Annotated in this window: 19 protein-coding genes; 6 read left to right on the top strand and 13 right to left on the bottom strand. The window is 61.5% G+C overall.

The features are described 5' to 3' along the window. Window positions 1-14: 14 nt before the first annotated feature. The 10 genes from gspK to gpmA form a co-directional block, all read right to left on the bottom strand. Window positions 15-1,070 (bottom strand): type II secretion system minor pseudopilin GspK, encoded by a 1,056-nt coding sequence (gene gspK / locus BUA36_RS23745; RefSeq protein ID WP_072788130.1) that lies wholly within the window; start codon window positions 1,068-1,070, stop codon window positions 15-17. After that, on the bottom strand, window positions 1,067-1,714 hold the full coding sequence (locus tag BUA36_RS23740; RefSeq protein ID WP_072788127.1) for a PulJ/GspJ family protein: 648 nt from the start codon (window positions 1,712-1,714) through the stop codon (window positions 1,067-1,069). Before BUA36_RS23740 ends, gspK begins: the two co-directional genes overlap by 4 nt. Further along, window positions 1,711-2,085, bottom strand: a complete 375-nt coding sequence (gene gspI, locus BUA36_RS23735) for a type II secretion system minor pseudopilin GspI (RefSeq protein ID WP_072788125.1) — start codon at window positions 2,083-2,085, stop codon at window positions 1,711-1,713. Before gspI ends, BUA36_RS23740 begins: the two co-directional genes overlap by 4 nt. 1 nt (window position 2,086) lies before the next feature. Further along, on the bottom strand, window positions 2,087-2,557 hold the full coding sequence (gspH, locus tag BUA36_RS23730; protein WP_072788122.1) for a type II secretion system minor pseudopilin GspH: 471 nt from the start codon (window positions 2,555-2,557) through the stop codon (window positions 2,087-2,089). A gap of 21 nt (window positions 2,558-2,578) precedes the next feature. Beyond that, window positions 2,579-3,022, bottom strand: a complete 444-nt coding sequence (gene gspG / locus BUA36_RS23725; RefSeq protein ID WP_072788121.1) for a type II secretion system major pseudopilin GspG — start codon at window positions 3,020-3,022, stop codon at window positions 2,579-2,581. Window positions 3,023-3,154: 132 nt separating this feature from the next. Next, window positions 3,155-5,287 (bottom strand): amidohydrolase family protein, encoded by a 2,133-nt coding sequence (locus BUA36_RS23720; RefSeq protein WP_229255794.1) that lies wholly within the window; start codon window positions 5,285-5,287, stop codon window positions 3,155-3,157. A 13-nt stretch (window positions 5,288-5,300) separates the two neighbouring features. Further along, entirely contained in the window at window positions 5,301-6,056 is a 756-nt protein-coding gene (locus BUA36_RS23715) for a HesA/MoeB/ThiF family protein (RefSeq protein ID WP_072788120.1), read from the bottom strand. A 30-nt stretch (window positions 6,057-6,086) separates the two neighbouring features. Beyond that, window positions 6,087-7,568, bottom strand: coding sequence for a S41 family peptidase (locus BUA36_RS23710; RefSeq protein ID WP_072788119.1), 1,482 nt, complete (start codon window positions 7,566-7,568; stop codon window positions 6,087-6,089). A gap of 14 nt (window positions 7,569-7,582) precedes the next feature. Continuing rightward, window positions 7,583-9,007 carry a murein hydrolase activator EnvC family protein gene (locus tag BUA36_RS23705; RefSeq protein ID WP_072788251.1) on the bottom strand — a complete coding sequence of 475 codons (1,425 nt, stop codon included), beginning with the start codon at window positions 9,005-9,007 and terminating at the stop codon, window positions 7,583-7,585. Between the two features lie 49 nt (window positions 9,008-9,056). Continuing rightward, window positions 9,057-9,803 carry a 2,3-diphosphoglycerate-dependent phosphoglycerate mutase gene (gene gpmA / locus BUA36_RS23700; protein WP_072788118.1) on the bottom strand — a complete coding sequence of 249 codons (747 nt, stop codon included), beginning with the start codon at window positions 9,801-9,803 and terminating at the stop codon, window positions 9,057-9,059. A gap of 100 nt (window positions 9,804-9,903) precedes the next feature. Between gpmA and BUA36_RS23695 the strand changes: the two genes are divergently transcribed. The 5 genes from BUA36_RS23695 (at window position 9,904) to BUA36_RS23675 (ending at window position 12,801) form a co-directional block, all read left to right on the top strand. Continuing rightward, window positions 9,904-10,305: a rhodanese-like domain-containing protein gene (locus tag BUA36_RS23695; protein ID WP_072788248.1), complete on the top strand. Its 402-nt coding sequence runs from the start codon at window positions 9,904-9,906 to the stop codon at window positions 10,303-10,305. A gap of 15 nt (window positions 10,306-10,320) precedes the next feature. Next, window positions 10,321-10,581, top strand: a complete 261-nt coding sequence (gene grxC / locus BUA36_RS23690) for a glutaredoxin 3 (RefSeq protein ID WP_072788117.1) — start codon at window positions 10,321-10,323, stop codon at window positions 10,579-10,581. A gap of 172 nt (window positions 10,582-10,753) precedes the next feature. Next, window positions 10,754-11,227, top strand: a complete 474-nt coding sequence (gene secB, locus BUA36_RS23685; RefSeq protein ID WP_072788116.1) for a protein-export chaperone SecB — start codon at window positions 10,754-10,756, stop codon at window positions 11,225-11,227. Window positions 11,228-11,291: 64 nt separating this feature from the next. Beyond that, the gene (locus BUA36_RS23680) at window positions 11,292-11,735 is read left to right on the top strand and encodes an SH3 domain-containing protein (RefSeq protein WP_072788115.1); all 444 of its coding nucleotides are present in this window, start codon (window positions 11,292-11,294) and stop codon (window positions 11,733-11,735) included. A gap of 40 nt (window positions 11,736-11,775) precedes the next feature. Next, window positions 11,776-12,801, top strand: a complete 1,026-nt coding sequence (locus BUA36_RS23675; protein ID WP_072788114.1) for an NAD(P)H-dependent glycerol-3-phosphate dehydrogenase — start codon at window positions 11,776-11,778, stop codon at window positions 12,799-12,801. A gap of 73 nt (window positions 12,802-12,874) precedes the next feature. Here the strand turns inward: BUA36_RS23675 and BUA36_RS23670 are convergent, their stop codons facing one another. From BUA36_RS23670 to mscL, 3 genes are read right to left on the bottom strand one after another with little or no spacing between them, the layout of a single operon-like run. Beyond that, window positions 12,875-13,564: a DUF2461 domain-containing protein gene (locus BUA36_RS23670; protein WP_072788113.1), complete on the bottom strand. Its 690-nt coding sequence runs from the start codon at window positions 13,562-13,564 to the stop codon at window positions 12,875-12,877. A 7-nt stretch (window positions 13,565-13,571) separates the two neighbouring features. Continuing rightward, a complete protein-coding gene (locus tag BUA36_RS23665; protein ID WP_072788111.1) occupies window positions 13,572-14,732 on the bottom strand; it encodes a Do family serine endopeptidase in 1,161 nt (386 codons plus the stop codon). Between the two features lie 39 nt (window positions 14,733-14,771). Beyond that, a complete protein-coding gene (gene mscL / locus BUA36_RS23660; protein WP_072788109.1) occupies window positions 14,772-15,212 on the bottom strand; it encodes a large conductance mechanosensitive channel protein MscL in 441 nt (146 codons plus the stop codon). A 347-nt stretch (window positions 15,213-15,559) separates the two neighbouring features. Between mscL and petA the strand changes: the two genes are divergently transcribed. Then, on the top strand, window positions 15,560-16,168 hold the full coding sequence (gene petA / locus BUA36_RS23655; protein WP_072788107.1) for a ubiquinol-cytochrome c reductase iron-sulfur subunit: 609 nt from the start codon (window positions 15,560-15,562) through the stop codon (window positions 16,166-16,168). The last annotated feature ends 1 nt before the right edge of the window (window position 16,169 follow it).

The raw sequence follows: 16,169 nt of genomic DNA, 5'->3' as shown, positions 1-16,169 counted from the left end.
CGTTCATCGCTGTTCTAGTATTCCCTTATCCAGGCCACGGTAGTAGCCGGTAATCTGCCTGGCCGCACCAGCATGGACTGCGTCTCCAGCGAGGCGCGGTCCAGTCGCACCCGGCTATAGGCCAGGAAGTAGTCGCTGCGCACGTCCCAGTCCACCTTCACGCTATGGTTCGCCATCTGCGGCACGGACGTAAAGCCGGATTTGTCGCGGTAATACGCCGTCTTGCGGGCGCTGACCATGGCTGCCGCATCCGACAACGACAGTCCCGGCACCAGCGCCGACAATAGCTCGGCAGGCGCCGTATTCACATTCAATGGCGTCACCTTATCCGTCGGCAGGATAATGACATAGTCACGCAGCAGTTCAATCGCCGGCGGCGCAAAACCGCTCACCGCCAGCAGATCCTCCACCCGCACCAATCCGATCGGCTGCGCGCTGCCCGACGATTGCGCGGCCGGTTGCTGCGGACCGCTGCTAGTGCCAATGCCGGTACCAGTCCCAGTGCCGGTACCTGTCCCAGTGCCCGTACCTGTCGCAGTGCCGGTGCCAGTTCCAGCGCCAGTAGCAGATGGCGGCGCCACTGGCTGCGCATTGGCCACCAGATCGGCGACGCCACGCGCCATAGCGGTATCCAGCCGCAGATTCTCCAGCAAGCGCTGAAACATCTCCAGCTGGGCCGTGTTGATTTGCCGGTTGCTTGCAAGGTTGCCTAGATTGTAACGCGACTGGGCGTCCGTCATGCGGCCAGATAGCGTGGCGTTAAAACTTTCGCCCTGTAGGCGTTCGCGCTCCACATAATCATCCAGCCGGGTTTCCTCCAATGGCGTCGCCCACACGCCGTTCAGCTGTGTAAAATTCGGCGAATCCATCACGTCCTGGTTCAGAATCAAACGGCTCAGATCCAGCGCTCCGCGCAAGATCCAGCGCGTCTGCAACTGCAAGCGCTGGTTTTCCATCGAACGCACCTGCACCTGCTGCAGCCAGAACAAGCTGGTCACAATCGTCACCGCCAGTGTAGTCAGCAGCAGCGCCGTGATGACCGCCACGCCTTGTTGACGCTTCAGCTTCACAGGGCCCCCAGCAGGAAAGCCTTCACCAGCGGCACCGTCTGCGCCTGCTGAACCAGCGATACTTCCAGCCCGGTCGGCAGCGTCAGGCCCGGACCGCCGGCAGTCGATACGCCGTTTGCGTTGCGCCAGCCGCCCGAACCGGTGTTACTGCCAGGCGCGGCGCCCGGCGACGGCACCCACAGGCGCATGGACATATTCTGTAGCCCGGATTGCAGCGCCACTGCCGCAGAAGGGTCATTGTCGCTGAGCCCCGCCTGCCACAGCACATCCAGCTGCGTCAGGTCGCGCGTGTAGCTGGACTCGCGCCGCGTCAGCACGCCGTCCGCCACGCGGTAAGACACCACCTGCAAGCGCGTCGGCTGGTTCTCGCCCAGCACCATACGCACCAGCGTGATGCGGTTGTCTTCCGCCTGCAGGAAGGGCCGGTTGCGCAGCAGTGTGCTGCTGGCCAGGTTTTCGCAATCGCTCTGCATCTGCGCGAACGCCAGTTGCAGCCCGCGCGTCTGCTCCATATCGTTGTTCAGGGTAGCGCGCGAACGCACGATACTATCCAGGCCGCGCCAGCCCAGCACAGCGATGATGGCCAGAATGGAAATCGCCAGCAGCAGTTCGATCAGCGTAAAGCCGCGCGCACGGGACGTCATGAATTCAATACCAGTTGGACCAGCTTGATAATGCGGCGCTCCGGATGGTCAGCGGCATACACGCTCACTTCCACCCGGCGGAAGCGCGGATTCGGACTGGCGATGACCTCCTCCTCGCACATCAGCAGCAGGTCGCCCTGCGGGCATTCGTAGGTCTGCTTGCCGATCGGCGGGAACACTTTGGCCAGACGCACCTGCACCAGCCGGTTTTCGGCCGACCAGGTGGCCATCATATTGGCGCGCAGGCCGTCGCTGTTGGCGGTCAGGCTGCCGACGGCGCGCAGCGAGGCGATCAGCGCCGTCGCGACGATCATCAGCGCGACCAGCACTTCCAGCATGGTGAAGCCTTGATGGGAGGAGCGGCGGCGCATGCTAGTCCACCGTGAAGTGGCCGATGCCATCGGCGCGTATGGTGACGCTGGCGCCTTCGCCAGCCATCATGTTCAGTGTAAACGGCTTGTCGACCGGCTCGCGGCCGAAGACGATGCGCAGCGTGGGATCAGGGATGGGCGGCAAAGGATCGAGCATCAGCGTGAGCGGCCCATTTTTGAAATTCCGTTCACGCAGCAGGTCATCCTGGGTCAGCGGTTCCCACTGCTTGTTGTCGTTGCGGACCAGGAAGCGGTAGCTGTCGGGCGTGGCCTCGAAAGCGATCTGGCGGTTGCGGACGATGGCCTCATCGCGCGCCAGTTGCAGCAGCAGCGCGACACGCTTGGCGTCCTGCTGCAAGGACTGCTGCCGGCCCGGTATCGCGTTCAGCGATACCAGTCCCAGCGTGATGCCCAAAATGACCATCACCACCAGCAATTCGATCAGCGTGAAGCCACGCTGGCCGGCGCGCATGATCTGCTGTCCCTTGCGAGCTTAGTTTTCCCAGGAGCCGATGTCGGCGTCGTCGCCGGTGCCGCCGGGCTGGCCATCGGCGCCATAGGAGAACACGTCGATCTCGCCCTTGATACCTGGCGACAGGTACTGGTAGGGATTACCCCACGGGTCCTTCGGCATTTTCTCCAGGTAGCCGCCCGTTTTCCAGCCATTGGCAGCCGGGCCGCTGGTGGGTTTTTCGAGCAGCGACTGCAGGCCCTGTTCGGTGGTCGGGTAGCGCTGGTTATCCAACTTGTACAGCTTCAGCGACTGCATGATGGTGGCGATATCCACCTTGGCCGCAGCGATTTTGGATTCGCCGGTACGGCTCAGCAGCTTGGGCACCACCAGCGCGGCCAGCACGCCCATGATGACCACCACCACCATAATTTCGATCAGCGTAAAGCCGCGTTGGACGTGGCGACGGACGGAAAACTTTTTCATAATTTGATAACAAATAAAAATGAGTGCAGAGTATAAGGCGGAATCACGGCAATAGCGACTATTGCCGTGATTTATCCGTTTTGCCCCTTAAAACGCTCTTAATATGACCGTTTCTTTACCCGACCTTACGCCTTAATCGCGTTTGCGGGCGCTGGTTTCAATGCGGTTCAGGGCGCCCTCGTTACTGCCGCCGTAAACTTCGGCCACCGCTGCCGAATTTTTCGCCACTTTCGGTGCATCGCCGACGAATGGCGCGATGCCCAGCGCTGCGTCGATCTCCTGCGGGTAGATCACATAGCCACGGGTCACCACCGCCGACACCTTGCGCACATCCTCGATGTTTTTGGTCGGATCGCCGTCCACCAGCACCAGGTCGGCCAGTTTACCCGGTGCGATGCTGCCACGGTCATTGGTGGTGCGCGTGTAGCGGGCGCCGTTGCGGGTCGCCACCTGCAGCGCCTGCGCCGGCGTCAGGCCGGCCTTGACCAGCATCCCCAGCTCGGAATGCAGGGTGAAGCCCGGGATATCGTCCGTCCCGGCGACGATAGGCACGCCAGCCTTGTACATGATGCCGACGAATTCCACCATCTTGGCGTAGGACTTCTCATAGCGCTTGAGCTGCGCGTCACCCTCGATCTTCATGGTGGCGACCTTGAAGCCGCGCGCCACGTCCGGCGGCATGTGCGACGCGAACGCCGCGTAAGGCTCGTTCACATCGCCGTCCTTCTGCTTGAGGAAGGCAAAGGTGGACATGGTCGGATCAATCGAAATCTGCTTCTTGGCCAGGTAGGCGACGAAGTCCTTGACCGGCTTGGAATTGAAGTCCATGTCCGCCACTTTTTCGGCCGGCAGCACAAAGCGGTTGAGGTTACGGGTTTCCGTATCCGGCTTGACCAGGAAGTTCAGCAACACCTGGTTGATGTGCTGGATCTCGTCGTAGCCCGCGTCCAGCGCTTCCTGCGCGCGCAGGCCGGCCGGGATGTGGCCGGACACGCGCATGCCGCGGCTGTGGGCATAGGCCACCGTTTCCTTCAGGATGGCTTTCGGGAAGGAGTTATAAATCTTCAGCTGCGGATAACCGCGTTCCGCATACCAGTCGATGGCATCCTTGGCGCCTTTCAGGTCCTTGATGACAAAGCCGTTGTTGGCGCTGTACGGGCTCTCGCCTTCCAGGAAGCCGGCCGGCACCACCTGCGGCGCCATCAATTTGCCCGCCGCCGTTTCGTCCAGCATGGCTTGCAGCTGCTTGTTGTCGTTGCCCATATCGCGCACGCTGGTGACGCCGGCCGACATATTCAGCGTACCGGACCAGCGGTCCACGTGGCCGTGCAGGTCGAACAGGCCAGGCAGCACGATGCGGTTGGCGGCGTCGATGGTGTTGTCGGCGTCGCGCACCGGCGAACCGGCAGGCAGCACGGCGGTGATGCGGCCACGCAGCACATAGATATCGGAGGGCTGGCCGACGGTGGCTTTTTCGCTGTCGAAGATGCGCGCATTGCGCACCACGGTCAGGCCGGTCAGCGGATGCTGCAGCTTGGCGGCGATATCGGTCAGCATCTGGCTTTCGGCAGCCTTCTGGTGCTTGGCCAGCAGCGGCGCGGCCGCTTGCCAGCCTTCTTCCAGCATATTGCCAAAGCCCGGAATCACGATGCCGAACAGGCGTGGCTTGTCGCCGGTGGTGGTCCAGTAGAACGCTGGCGACAGGCCGACGCCGGTTTGCGCGACCAGATTCACACTCTGCTTCTGACCTGTGGCGCTGGTGACTTCCACGCTATCGAGCACGCGCTGCGACAGCGTGCCCGATGGCAGCAGCGGCAGTTTGCCGTCTGGCGCCTTGGCCAGTGCGGAGATGGCTACCGAGGCCACTTCGAAAGAGCTGTTCAGCGGCAGATAGGCGGCCGGGCCGCTGACGGTTTTTTCGCCCTGCTCCGACGTCGATTTCCACTGCGCCTTGTCGCCCTTGCGCGAGAACTGCTCGTCTACCACCGCGCCAAAGGTCGAATTGCCTTTGACCGAGTATTCGGTCATGGTGCCGTCCGCGCCCAGGCGGAATTGCTCCGCCAGTTCCGGACCGCGGCCGTTGTCCTTGTAGATGAAGGCGACCTTGGTCAGGCCATCATCCAGATGCTCGACCACCTGCTGGCCGATCTGCTTGTTGGCGTTTTCCGAGATGATCAGGTATTTGGTGGTGGTGGCGGCTTGCGCGCCAAAGGCGGCAGTCAGGGCCAGGGTCAGCGGCAGTACAGCGAGACGTTTCGTCAGCAAAGTGATTCTCCCATTAGTTAGTTTTGGCGGCGCAGACCGGGCAATCGCCATTGCGGCCCACGCCAATACTCGTCCATTCCATATGCAAACCATCCAACATCATCAGGCGCCCGGCCAGCGAACCGCCCACGCCCATCAGCAGCTTGAGCGCTTCGGCCGCCTGCATAGCGCCCACCACGCCCACCAGCGGCGCAAACACGCCCATGGTGGAGCAGGCTACATCTTCAAATTTCTGATCCTGCGGGAACAAGCAAGAATAGCAAGGTTGTGCGCCGCTGCGGGGATCAAATACGCTGATCTGGCCATCAAAGCGGATCACGGCGCCCGATACCAGCGGTTTATGCGCGGCCACGCAGGCGCGGTTCACCGCATGGCGGGTGGCGAAGTTGTCGGTGCAGTCCAGTACCACGTCCGCTTGCGCCACCAGTGCATGCAGGCGGGCGTCGTCCACACGTTCATTGAGCGCGGTGACGGCGATGTCGGGATTGATCTGCTGTAGCGTGAGGCGCGCCGATTCGGCCTTGGACTGGCCCACGCGGCCGGTGGTATGGGCGATCTGGCGCTGCAGGTTGGTCAGGTCGACCGTGTCGTTGTCGACCAGCGTGATGTGGCCGACACCGGCCGAGGCCAGGTACATGGCGGCCGGCGAACCCAGGCCGCCGGCGCCGATCACCAGCGCGTGGGCGGCCAGCAGCTTCTGCTGGCCTTCGATGCCAATTTCGTCAAGCAGGATGTGGCGCGAGTAGCGCAGCAATTGTGAGTCGTTCATCGTCTCTATGCGGCGTTGGCGCGCATGGGTTTATTTGGTCTTGGGTTTGGGCAGCGGCTGGGTATCTGGCTTGGTATCTGGCTTGGTATCCGGCCTGGTTTCGCCAATGTCGCTGGCAGGCTTGGCGTCCGCCGTCGACAGTTTGACCGGCAGGCCCTTGAAGTGGTTGATCGCCTGCGCCAGCTGGAAGTCGTCCCGGGAGCCGAATTCCACCGGTTTGGTTTTCTTCGCCGCTGCGGCCAGGCGCTGCTCGTCTTCCAGCAGATCGCGTTTGGCGTCGCCTTCCGGGTCCTTGTCGTTGCCCAGGTGTTTTTGCAGATCCGCTTCGCGCACGCGCAGACGCTCCAGGCCATCGCCACCTTCGGTTTCGTCCACCAGCAGGTCCGGCGTGATGCCGCGCGCTTGAATGGCGCGGTTCTTCGGCGTGTAATAACGCGCGGTGGTCAGTTTGACGGCGGTATCGGCGGTCAGCTGGCGCAGCGTCTGCACCGAGCCCTTGCCGAAGGTCTGCGTGCCCATGATGGTGGCGCGCTTGTAGTCCTGCAGCGCGCCAGCGACGATTTCCGACGCCGACGCGGAGCCGGCGTTCACCAGCACCACCATCGGCACATCTTTCAGGCCGGCCGGCAGCTTGGACAAGGGATCAACCTTGGCGCGCGGCGCGTAGAATTCCTGGCGGCCGTAGAACGTCTCCTTGGAGGTCGGCAGCTGGCCGTTGGTCGAGACGATGACAGAGTCCTTCGGCAGGAAGGCCGCCGAAACGCCGATCGCGCCCGGCACCACGCCGCCCGGATCGTTGCGCAGGTCCAGCACCAGGCCTTTGATGTTGGGGTCCTGGTGATACAGGGCGGTGATTTTCTTGGCCATGTCGTCCACGGTCGGTTCCTGGAACTGCGATATGCGTACCCACGCATAGCCCGGCTCCACGATCTTGGCCTTGACGCTCTGCACGCGGATTTCTTCGCGCACGATGTTGAACACCAGCGGCTTGTCTTCGTCCTTGCGGCTGATGGTGACGCTGACTTTGGAACGCGGCTCGCCGCGCATCTTCTTGACCGATTCATCCAGCGACATGCCTTTGATGAGCGTGCCGTCGATGCGGGTAATCAGGTCGCCCGCCTTGATGCCGGCCTTGAATGCGGGCGTATCCTCAATCGGCGAGACGACCCGGATGTAGCCGTCTTCCAGGCCCACTTCCACGCCGATGCCGACGAATTTGCCGGCCACGGTCTCGCGCATTTCGCGGAACGCCTTCTTGTCGAGGTAGACCGAATGCGGGTCCAGCGAGGACACCATGCCGGAAATGGCTTCGGTGAGCAGCTTCTTGTCGTCGACGTTTTCCACGTAGTCGGTCTTGATCAGGCCAAACACGTCGGACAGCTGGCGCAGTTCTTCCAGCGGCAATGGGGCGCCGGTGACTTTTTGCGCAATCGCGGAAAACTGGAAAGAGGCGGCAACACCAGCCACCATACCGAGGCCGATCAGGCCGATGCTCTTGACTTTGTTGCCCATTTTTTCCGCAAATCCTAAAACTTGACCCAGCCAGCCGGATCGAATGCCGCGCCCTGATGGCGAAGTTCAAAGTATAGCCCCGATTCCTCGTTGCCACCGCTATTACCTGCGCTGGCGATGGAGTCGCCGGCCTTGACGATGTCGCCGGCCCGTTTGAGCAGCGACTGGTTATTGCCGTAAATACTCATGTACTGGCCGCCGTGATCGATGATGATCAGGTTGCCGAAGCCGCGCAGCCAGTCGGCAAACACCACCCGCCCCCCGGCGACCACGTGCACATCGGCGCCTTCGCTGGCGCGGATAAAGACCCCTTTCCAGCTCGGACCATCGCCGCGGCGCGAGCCGAATTTGGCGGCCACCTTGCCTGCCACGGGCGAGCGCAGCTGGCCTTTCATGCTGGCGAAAGCGCCCGCCGGGGCGGCCGGCGCCAGTGCGATATCGGCGGCTTTGGCCGGCGGCGGTGTCTCCTCTTCGCGCGGTGCCGGTGCCGGCTTGATCGCCGCCACTTTCGGTTCGTCGGCGTCGATCGCGTCCGCCGGATTCGGCACGGCTGGCTTGATGGTGCCGGACTTGCTGTTGTTGGCCTTGTTGGCCAGACGCTGGCGTTCCGCCTCCGCCGCCCTGGCTTTCGCCAGCGCGCGCGCCTCGGCAACCGCCTTGGCCTTGGCGGCTTTGGCGGCCGCGACCTGTTCCTGGCGTTTTTTCTCGGCTGCGGCCGCTGCGGCCTGTTCGGCGATCAGCTTGCCCAGCTTGTCGACCAGGCCCGTCATGCGCTGCTCGTCACGTTCGAGGTTGCCCGCTTCCTTGCGCTGGGCCACCAGTTTCTTCGACAAGGTGGACAGCAGGGCCGCGCGGCGACCTTTTTCCTGCTCCAGCTTGGCTTTCTGCTGCAACTGTTCTTCGGCGATCTCTTCCAGCTCGTCCTTGGCGTTCTGCGCGGCTTCCTGGTTCACCTCGACGGCCTTCAGGTTGCTACGCAGCGACTCCAGCAGACGCGCCTGCGCCTGCGAGACGTAAGCCAGCATCTGCAAATCGCGGTTGATGCGGTTGGGATTGTCGCCGGACAACAGCAATTTGATGCGGTCTTCATTGCCCGCCACGTACTGCTCGCGCAGCAGCTTGGCCAGCTGCTGCTGCTGCCGGGCGACCGTGGCCGCCAGCCGGTCGTGCTCGCCCGACAGCTGTTGCAGCTTGGTATTGGTATCGCCCTGCTCCTGCTGCAGGTCGCGCAGCGCGCGGTTGGCGTCCGAAATCGCCTGCTCCGACTCGGCCAGCGTGTCGGCCGCATCGTCCTTGGCGGATTCGGTCTTGCTGATGTCCTTTTTGAGCACACTAAGCTTCTGCTGCACACCGGCGCGTTCAGCCTCGGCGGCAGCCTTCTGCTTGCTGCGCTCGGTCATCTTGCCGAACGGCGCCGCATGGGCGCCGATCGACAGCATCAGCAGCAAGGCTGCTGCTGTGCTTCCACGAGGGTAAGAAGAAAACAAATTACTTGGCCTTGCCCTGGTTGGCGACAGCTGCCTGCGCAGCGGCGATGGCATCGGCGTCACCGAGGTAGTAGTGACGGATAGGCTTGAGGTTTTCGTCCAGCTCGTAGACCAGCGGGGTGCCGTTAGGAATGTTGAGGCCAACGATGTCGCTGTCGCTGATGCCGTCCAGCATCTTGATCAGCGCGCGCAGGCTGTTGCCGTGGGCCGAAATGATGATTTTCTTGCCCGCCTTGATGGCCGGGGCGATTTCCTCGTCCCACACCGGCACCACGCGCGCTACGGTGTCTTTCAGGCATTCGGTCAGCGGAATCTGCTCTTTGCTCAGGCCGGCGTAGCGCGGATCGTTGAACGAGGCGCGGTCGTCAGTCGCTTCCAGCGCTGGCGGCGGGGTATCGTAGCTGCGGCGCCAGACCAGCACTTGCTCGTCGCCGTACTTGGCCGCGGTTTCGCCCTTGTCCAGGCCTTGCAGGGCGCCGTAGTGACGCTCATTGAGGCGCCAGTCGTTCTTGATTGGCAGATACATCGCATCCATTTCGTCCAGCGCCAGCCACAGGGTCCGTACGGCACGCTTGAGCACCGAGGTGTACGCCAGATCAAAGGTAAAGCCGCCGTCCTTGAGCAGCTTGCCGGCCTGCCTGGCCTCATTGATGCCTTTTTCGGTCAGGTCAACGTCGGTCCAGCCGGTGAAGCGGTTCGACAGGTTCCAGGTGGATTCGCCATGGCGCATGAAAACGATTTTGTACATGTGGACTATCTTTTCAGGAAAAGTTGGAAAACCGGTGCTTTGAATGCTCATACAGCTTCTATTTTATAATGCGCGGATTAAGTTCAACCATTGGATTCCTGTGAAATTCTTCATTGACAATATTTTCCTCATCGCCATCGTGCTGGTTTCGGGCGGCGCCCTGCTGTGGCCAGCGCTGACCCAACGCGGCAAACGCGGCAGCCCGCAAGACGTGACGATGTTGATTAATCGCGGTAAAGCCACCATCTTGGATGTACGCGATGCCAAGGAATTCGCTGAAGGCCACTTGCCGGAAGCCAAGAATATCCCGCTGGCCGACCTCGACAAGCGCATCAGCGAGCTGGAGAAGTTCAAAAGCCGTGCCGTGATCGTGGTCTGCAAGAGCGGCGCACGCGCCTCGGCCGCAGCAGGCAAGCTGGCCAAAGCCGGTTTTGCTGACGTGGTCAACCTGGAAGGTGGCATTGCCGCATGGCAAAAAGCCGGCCTGCCGCTGGCTAAATAACTGGGAGGAAGCATCATGACTGCCGAAGTGATCATGTATACCACCGCAGTGTGCCCCTACTGCATCCGCGCCGAACGCCTGCTGGAATCCAAGGGCGTGACAGCCCTGAAAAAAATCCGCGTCGACCTGGACCCGGAACAACGCATGACAATGATGCAAAAGACCGGCCGCCGCACCGTGCCGCAAATCTATATCGGCGACACCCATGTCGGCGGTTTTGACGATTTGTATGCGCTGGATCAAGCGGGCGGCCTGTCGCCCTTGTTAAATGGCTAATGGTCCTCAAATACAACGAGCGCCGGGTGGAAAGCCTTTAAAACCTTATCGGTTTTGATACAATTGCCCTCGCGTTTGATTTGAGCTGTCTTCTGGCCATACCAAGCAAACATCATCCGGAGTGGCCTTATTTTGATAAAGCCGCTCGTTTTCACTATAACGAAAGCGTTCCATGTCTGAAGAAAATCTGCAACCAGTATTCCAAATCCAACGCGTCTACCTGAAAGACCTGTCGCTGGAGCAACCTAATTCGCCGGCGATCTTCCTGGAACAGGAAGCCCCGACCATCGAAGTAGCCCTGGACGTTGGCGCTGAGCCGCTGGCCGATGGCATCTTCGAATCGACCGTCACCATCACCGTGACCGCCAAAGTCAAAGACAAAGTGGCGTTCCTGGTAGAAGGCAAGCAAGCTGGCATCTTCGAAGCCCGCAACATTCCTGCAGAACAACTGGACCCACTGCTGGGTATCGGCTGCCCGAACATCGTCTACCCATACCTGCGTGCGAACATCGCCGACGTGATCACCCGTGCCGGCTTCCCGCCAGTGCACCTGGCCGAGATCAACTTCGAAGTGTTCTACCAGCAGCGTCAACAAGCGATCGCTGAAGCAGCCGCTGCTGCCCCAGCCGCTGACGCGACCCACTAAGCTGTTGCAGCATACGCCGCCGGGCGCTCGTCCGGCGGTAGTTTTCCCCCTCTCAAGGTAAGCCATGACTTTTCCCCGTTTGATCGCTGCTCTGACCATGACGCTGGCCGCTGCCGGCAGCCAGGCATACGACTTCAAATCGGTAGGCGCAGCACCCGTCATCCTGTACGACGCGCCATCGACCAAAGGGGCCAAACTGTTTGTTGTGCCGCGCGGCGCCCCGCTGGAAGTGGTGGTGGCCTATGGCGAATGGCTCAAAGTCCGTGACGTCAACGGCGAACTGGCCTGGACCGAGGCCAAGGGCCTGAGCGCCAAGCGCACCCTCATCGTCAAGACGCCCAATCTGAAAGTCCGCGCCACGCCGGATGACGCTGCCAATGCTGCATTCACCGCCGACAAAGGCGTGCTGCTGGAACTGGTGGAATCGGTGGCGAGCGGCTGGATCAAGGTACGCCATCGCGACGGCCTGACCGGTTTCGTCAAGAGTTCCGAAATCTGGGGCATATAATTGCCGTAGCGGCGCCTTCCCACGCGCCGAATGAGATCCCATGCAAGAGAAGACTAAACAGGCGGACGCCGTCCGCAAGGTAAGCGTGCTTGGCGCAGGCGCCTGGGGCACCGCCGTAGCCATGGCGCTGGCACAGCGTCACGACGTCCTGCTGTGGGGCCGCAATGCGGCAGCGCTGCAGGAAATGGGTCGCGCGCGCGTGAATGCCGCATATCTGCCCGGCTATGCCTTCCCGGACCGCTTGCAAGTGGCCAGCGACTTTGACGCGGCGCTGACCCACGTGGCCGAGCCCGGCAGCCTGCTGATTGCCGCCAGCCCGGTGGCCGGCTTGCGCCCGCTGCTGCAGCAACTCAAAGGCCGGCCGATTCCCAACGTGGTGTGGCTGTGCAAAGGCTTCGAATACGACACCGGCCTGCTGCCGCACCAGATCGTGCGCGAAGTGCTGGGCGACACGGTGGCGGGCGGCGCCCTGTCCGGTCCCTCGTTTGCGCAGGAAGTGGCCAAAGGCCTGCCGTGTGCGCTGACGATCGCCTCCGACTCCGCCGCGCTGCGCGCCTGCGTGGTCGAGACCGCCCATGGCGGCAACGTGCGCGTCTACTCGAGCGAAGACCTGGTCGGCGTGGAAGTGGGCGGTGCAGTAAAGAATGTGCTGGCAATCGCCACCGGCGCCGCGGACGGCCTGGGCCTGGGCCTGAACGCCCGCGCCGCACTGATTACGCGTGGACTGGCCGAAATCACCCGTCTGGGCGTGGCCTTGGGCGGCCAGACCGAAACCTTCATGGGCCTGACCGGCATGGGCGACCTGATCCTGACCTGCACCGGCGACCTCTCGCGCAACCGCCGCGTCGGCCTGGGGCTGGCGCAAGGCAAGCCGCTGGATCAGATCGTGCAGGAGCTGGGCCACGTCGCCGAAGGCGTACCGTGCGCCAAAGCCGTACGCGAACTGGCCGTGCGCCGTGGCGTCGACATGCCGATCACCAACGCCGTCGCTGGCGTGCTATTCGATGGCGACCAGCCACAAGCGATGGTCACCCGCCTGCTCTCCCGCGATCCCCGCGGTGAGTAAGTTCGGGGTCAGTGCCGACATTCGGACATTTCGCTAGCGAAATGTCCGAATGTCGGCACTGACCCCGAACTTATTATTCCTCTTCCTCGTCGGACTTGGCTTCGCGCATCCAGGTGACCAGCGGGTAGGCGTCTTTCAAGCCGGCTGCCAGTATGGGTACCAGTTTTTCTGGTTGGTTCAGCGGCAGGTCAATCTCGGTCCACACGAAGAAGCTTTTGAGCTTGATGTATTCGATGTGCTCATGCTCGGGGTCGAAGCCTTTCGGCGGACGCTGCAGCTTGCCTTCGTTCTGGATGTCGCCAAACGTGGCCACCAGCTTTTTGTTTTTCAGGACTTTGCGGAAACCGGCCGCGTCGTCGACCATATGCCGGCGCAGCGCTTTCAGGCGGTGCGGCGGCGGCATGTATTCGCCGGCGCCAAACAGCAGCTTGCCATCGCCTTCGATGTGCATGTAGTAGGTCGGCCCGCCGGCCTTGCTTGGGCGGCGCATGTCGTTGGGCGCCACCGCCGCCGAGAAGCGCGTCTTGTACGGCCGCTTGTCATGCGCAAAGCGCACGTCGCGGTTGATGCGGAACATGGCTTTCTTGGGATTGCTGAACTTGACCTGGGGATCAAATTTGCCCAGCTCGGCAATCATCTCGGTCACCACTTGCAGGAATTCTTCGCGCAGGATGTCGTAGCGCGGCTTGTTCATGATGAACCAGGGACGGTTGTTGTTGTCCGCCAGCTCGCGCAGGTATTGGGTCAGGTCTCGCAGATGCATGGTGTCCTTATTTCGCATTGGCCGGGCGCTTGCCGACCGTGATGTCCAGCGTGGTTTCGCGGTTTTTCCGCAGGACCGTCATTTTAGCTTTTCCGCCCGGCGCGAGTTGGGCGATGAGGTTGAGCATGCTGTTGGTGTCGGCCACCGGCTTGTCGTCCACCGACAGCAGGATGTCGCCCGGCTTCATGCCGCCCTTGTCCGCCGGGCCGTTGCGCACCACGCCGGCAATGATGGCGCCGTTCTGGCGCGTCAGGCCAAAGCTGGCGGCCAGCTCGGGCGTAATCTCCTGCGTCTCGACGCCGATCCAGCCACGTACCACATGGCCGGTCTTGATGATGGCTTCCATCACGTTCTTGGCGGTCGATACGGGGATCGCAAAGCCGATGCCGACCGAACCGCCGGTCTGCGAATAAATCGCCGAGTTGATGCCCAGCAGGTTGCCGTTGGCATCCACTAGCGCCCCGCCCGAATTGCCGAAGTTGATGGCGGCATCGGTCTGGATGAAATTCTCGAAATGGTTGATGTGCAGGTTGTTGCGGCCCAGCGCGGAGATGATGCCCATGGTCACTGTCTGGCCCACGCCAAACGGGTTGCCGATGGCCAGCACCACGTCGCCGACCTGCGCCTGCTCGGCCTGCCCCAGCACGATCACCGGCAGCTTGTCCAGGGTGATCTTGATGACGGCGAGGTCGGTCTCCGGATCGGTACCCACCAGCTTGGCAGCAGCCTTGCGGCCATCAGCCAGCACCACCTCGATTTCATCGGCTGCCTCGACCACGTGGTTGTTGGTCAGGATGTAGCCCTGGCCGGACACGATCACGCCCGAACCCAGGCTGGACTCGTCATCCGAGTCCTCGTCGCGGTCGCCGAAGAATTTTTTAAAGAAGGGATCGCGCAGCAGCGGATGCTTGCCGCGCTTGGGTTTCTTGCTGGTGATGATATTGACCACGGCCGGCATGGCGCGCGCCGCCGCCGCGCGGTACGAGCCCACCGCCGACACCGGCGGCTTGGCCGGTCCGGCCTCCAGCATCGCCGCTGGATGGTCGGTGTTGCCCATTTGCTGCACGCGCACGGGCGCCGGCCGCTCGCGGCCAACCGCCATATAAACGAAATACAGTGCCAATACGACGGTCACCGTTTGCGCAAACAATAACCAGAGTCGTCGCATCGCAAGTCCAGCCTGCCGCCCCGGTGGAGCGGCTTGAAGTTATTTGTTTTTCAGGGAATCGCGGATTTCACGCAGCAGCACGATATCTTCCGGGGTCGGCGGCGGTGGCGCAGCGGCAGCGGCCGCCTCGTCCTGCTTGTGACCCAGCGTGCGCGCCTTGTTCATCAAACGCACCATCTGGAAGATCACAAACGCCAGGATGACGAAGTTGAGCAGGATGGTGGCGAAATTGCCGTACGCGAAGACCGCGCCCAGTTTCTTGGCTTCTGCCAGGCTCAGGCTCGCGGCCTGGCCATTCAAGGGAATGTAGTAGTTCGCAAAGTCCAGGCCGCCAAACAGCTTGCCGATCGGCGGCATGATGATGTCGGCCACCAGCGAATCGACAATCTTGCCGAAGGCGCCGCCGATGATCACACCGACCGCCAGATCGACCACATTCCCCTTCATCGCGAATTCTTTGAATTCCTGCATCATTGCCATTTTTTTATCCTCGCTGTGTGGTCAATTGTGAACAAAACTGCGCTTGGATCATACTATTTTTTCAATTGGATTCCAAACACGCTTGCTGTTTACGCATTTGCAAGCCGAATTACGCTATAAATTGACCTACATCAATTTCTGCTCATGGCCCAACCTCATATCATCGCAACGGGGCAGTGTATTAACTGTTTGAAACTTGGGGAAAGAGCAACGTTGGTGTGTAGAGTTGCATCATGCATACTTTATAATGTATGTTTGCTGGATTTCGTGCTGCACCAAGTTTTCAGTTTTCAGTTTTGTACACAGTTCTCAAGATTTTGTTCGCACTTTGACTGATTGGGGTTTGTATGAGTAACGAAAAGCAGGTCGATTCAGGCCGCCGCGGATTGCTGGTCGCCACGGGCGCCGCAGGTGGTGTCGTAGGTCTGTCCACCGCAGGAGCATTAGTCAGTACCTTCCAGCCGTCGGAACGCGCCAAAGCGGCCGGCGCCCCCGTGGAAGTGGATATTTCCACACTCAATCCCGGTGAAATGAAAACCGTGGAATGGCGCGGCAAACCGGTCTGGATCATCAAACGCACGCCGGAAATGGTGGCGTCGCTGAAAAAAACCGACGGCAAAGTTGCTGACGCCGAATCGAAACGCAATCCCGACGAATTTACTCCCGAATACGCCCGCAATGAATGGCGCTCGCGCAAGCCCGAGCTCATGGTGGCGGTCGGCATCTGTACCCACCTGGGCTGCTCGCCCTCGTCCAAGTTCACCCCCGGCCCGCAGCCTTCGCTGCCGGATGACTGGGAAGGTGGCTTCCTCTGCCCTTGCCATGGCTCGACTTTCGACATGGCTGGCCGTGTATTTAAGAACAAACCCGCGCCGGACAACCTGCAGGTACCGCGTTACATGTTTTTGAGCGACACCAAGCTGGTCATCGGTAAAGACGAGAAAGGCGAGGCATAAG

This window comes from Duganella sacchari (assembly GCF_900143065.1).
Lineage (GTDB): Bacteria > Pseudomonadota > Gammaproteobacteria > Burkholderiales > Burkholderiaceae_D > Rugamonas > Rugamonas sacchari.
The sequence above is the reverse complement of the archived record's forward strand: the minus strand, read 5'-3'. Positions and strand labels throughout refer to the sequence as shown.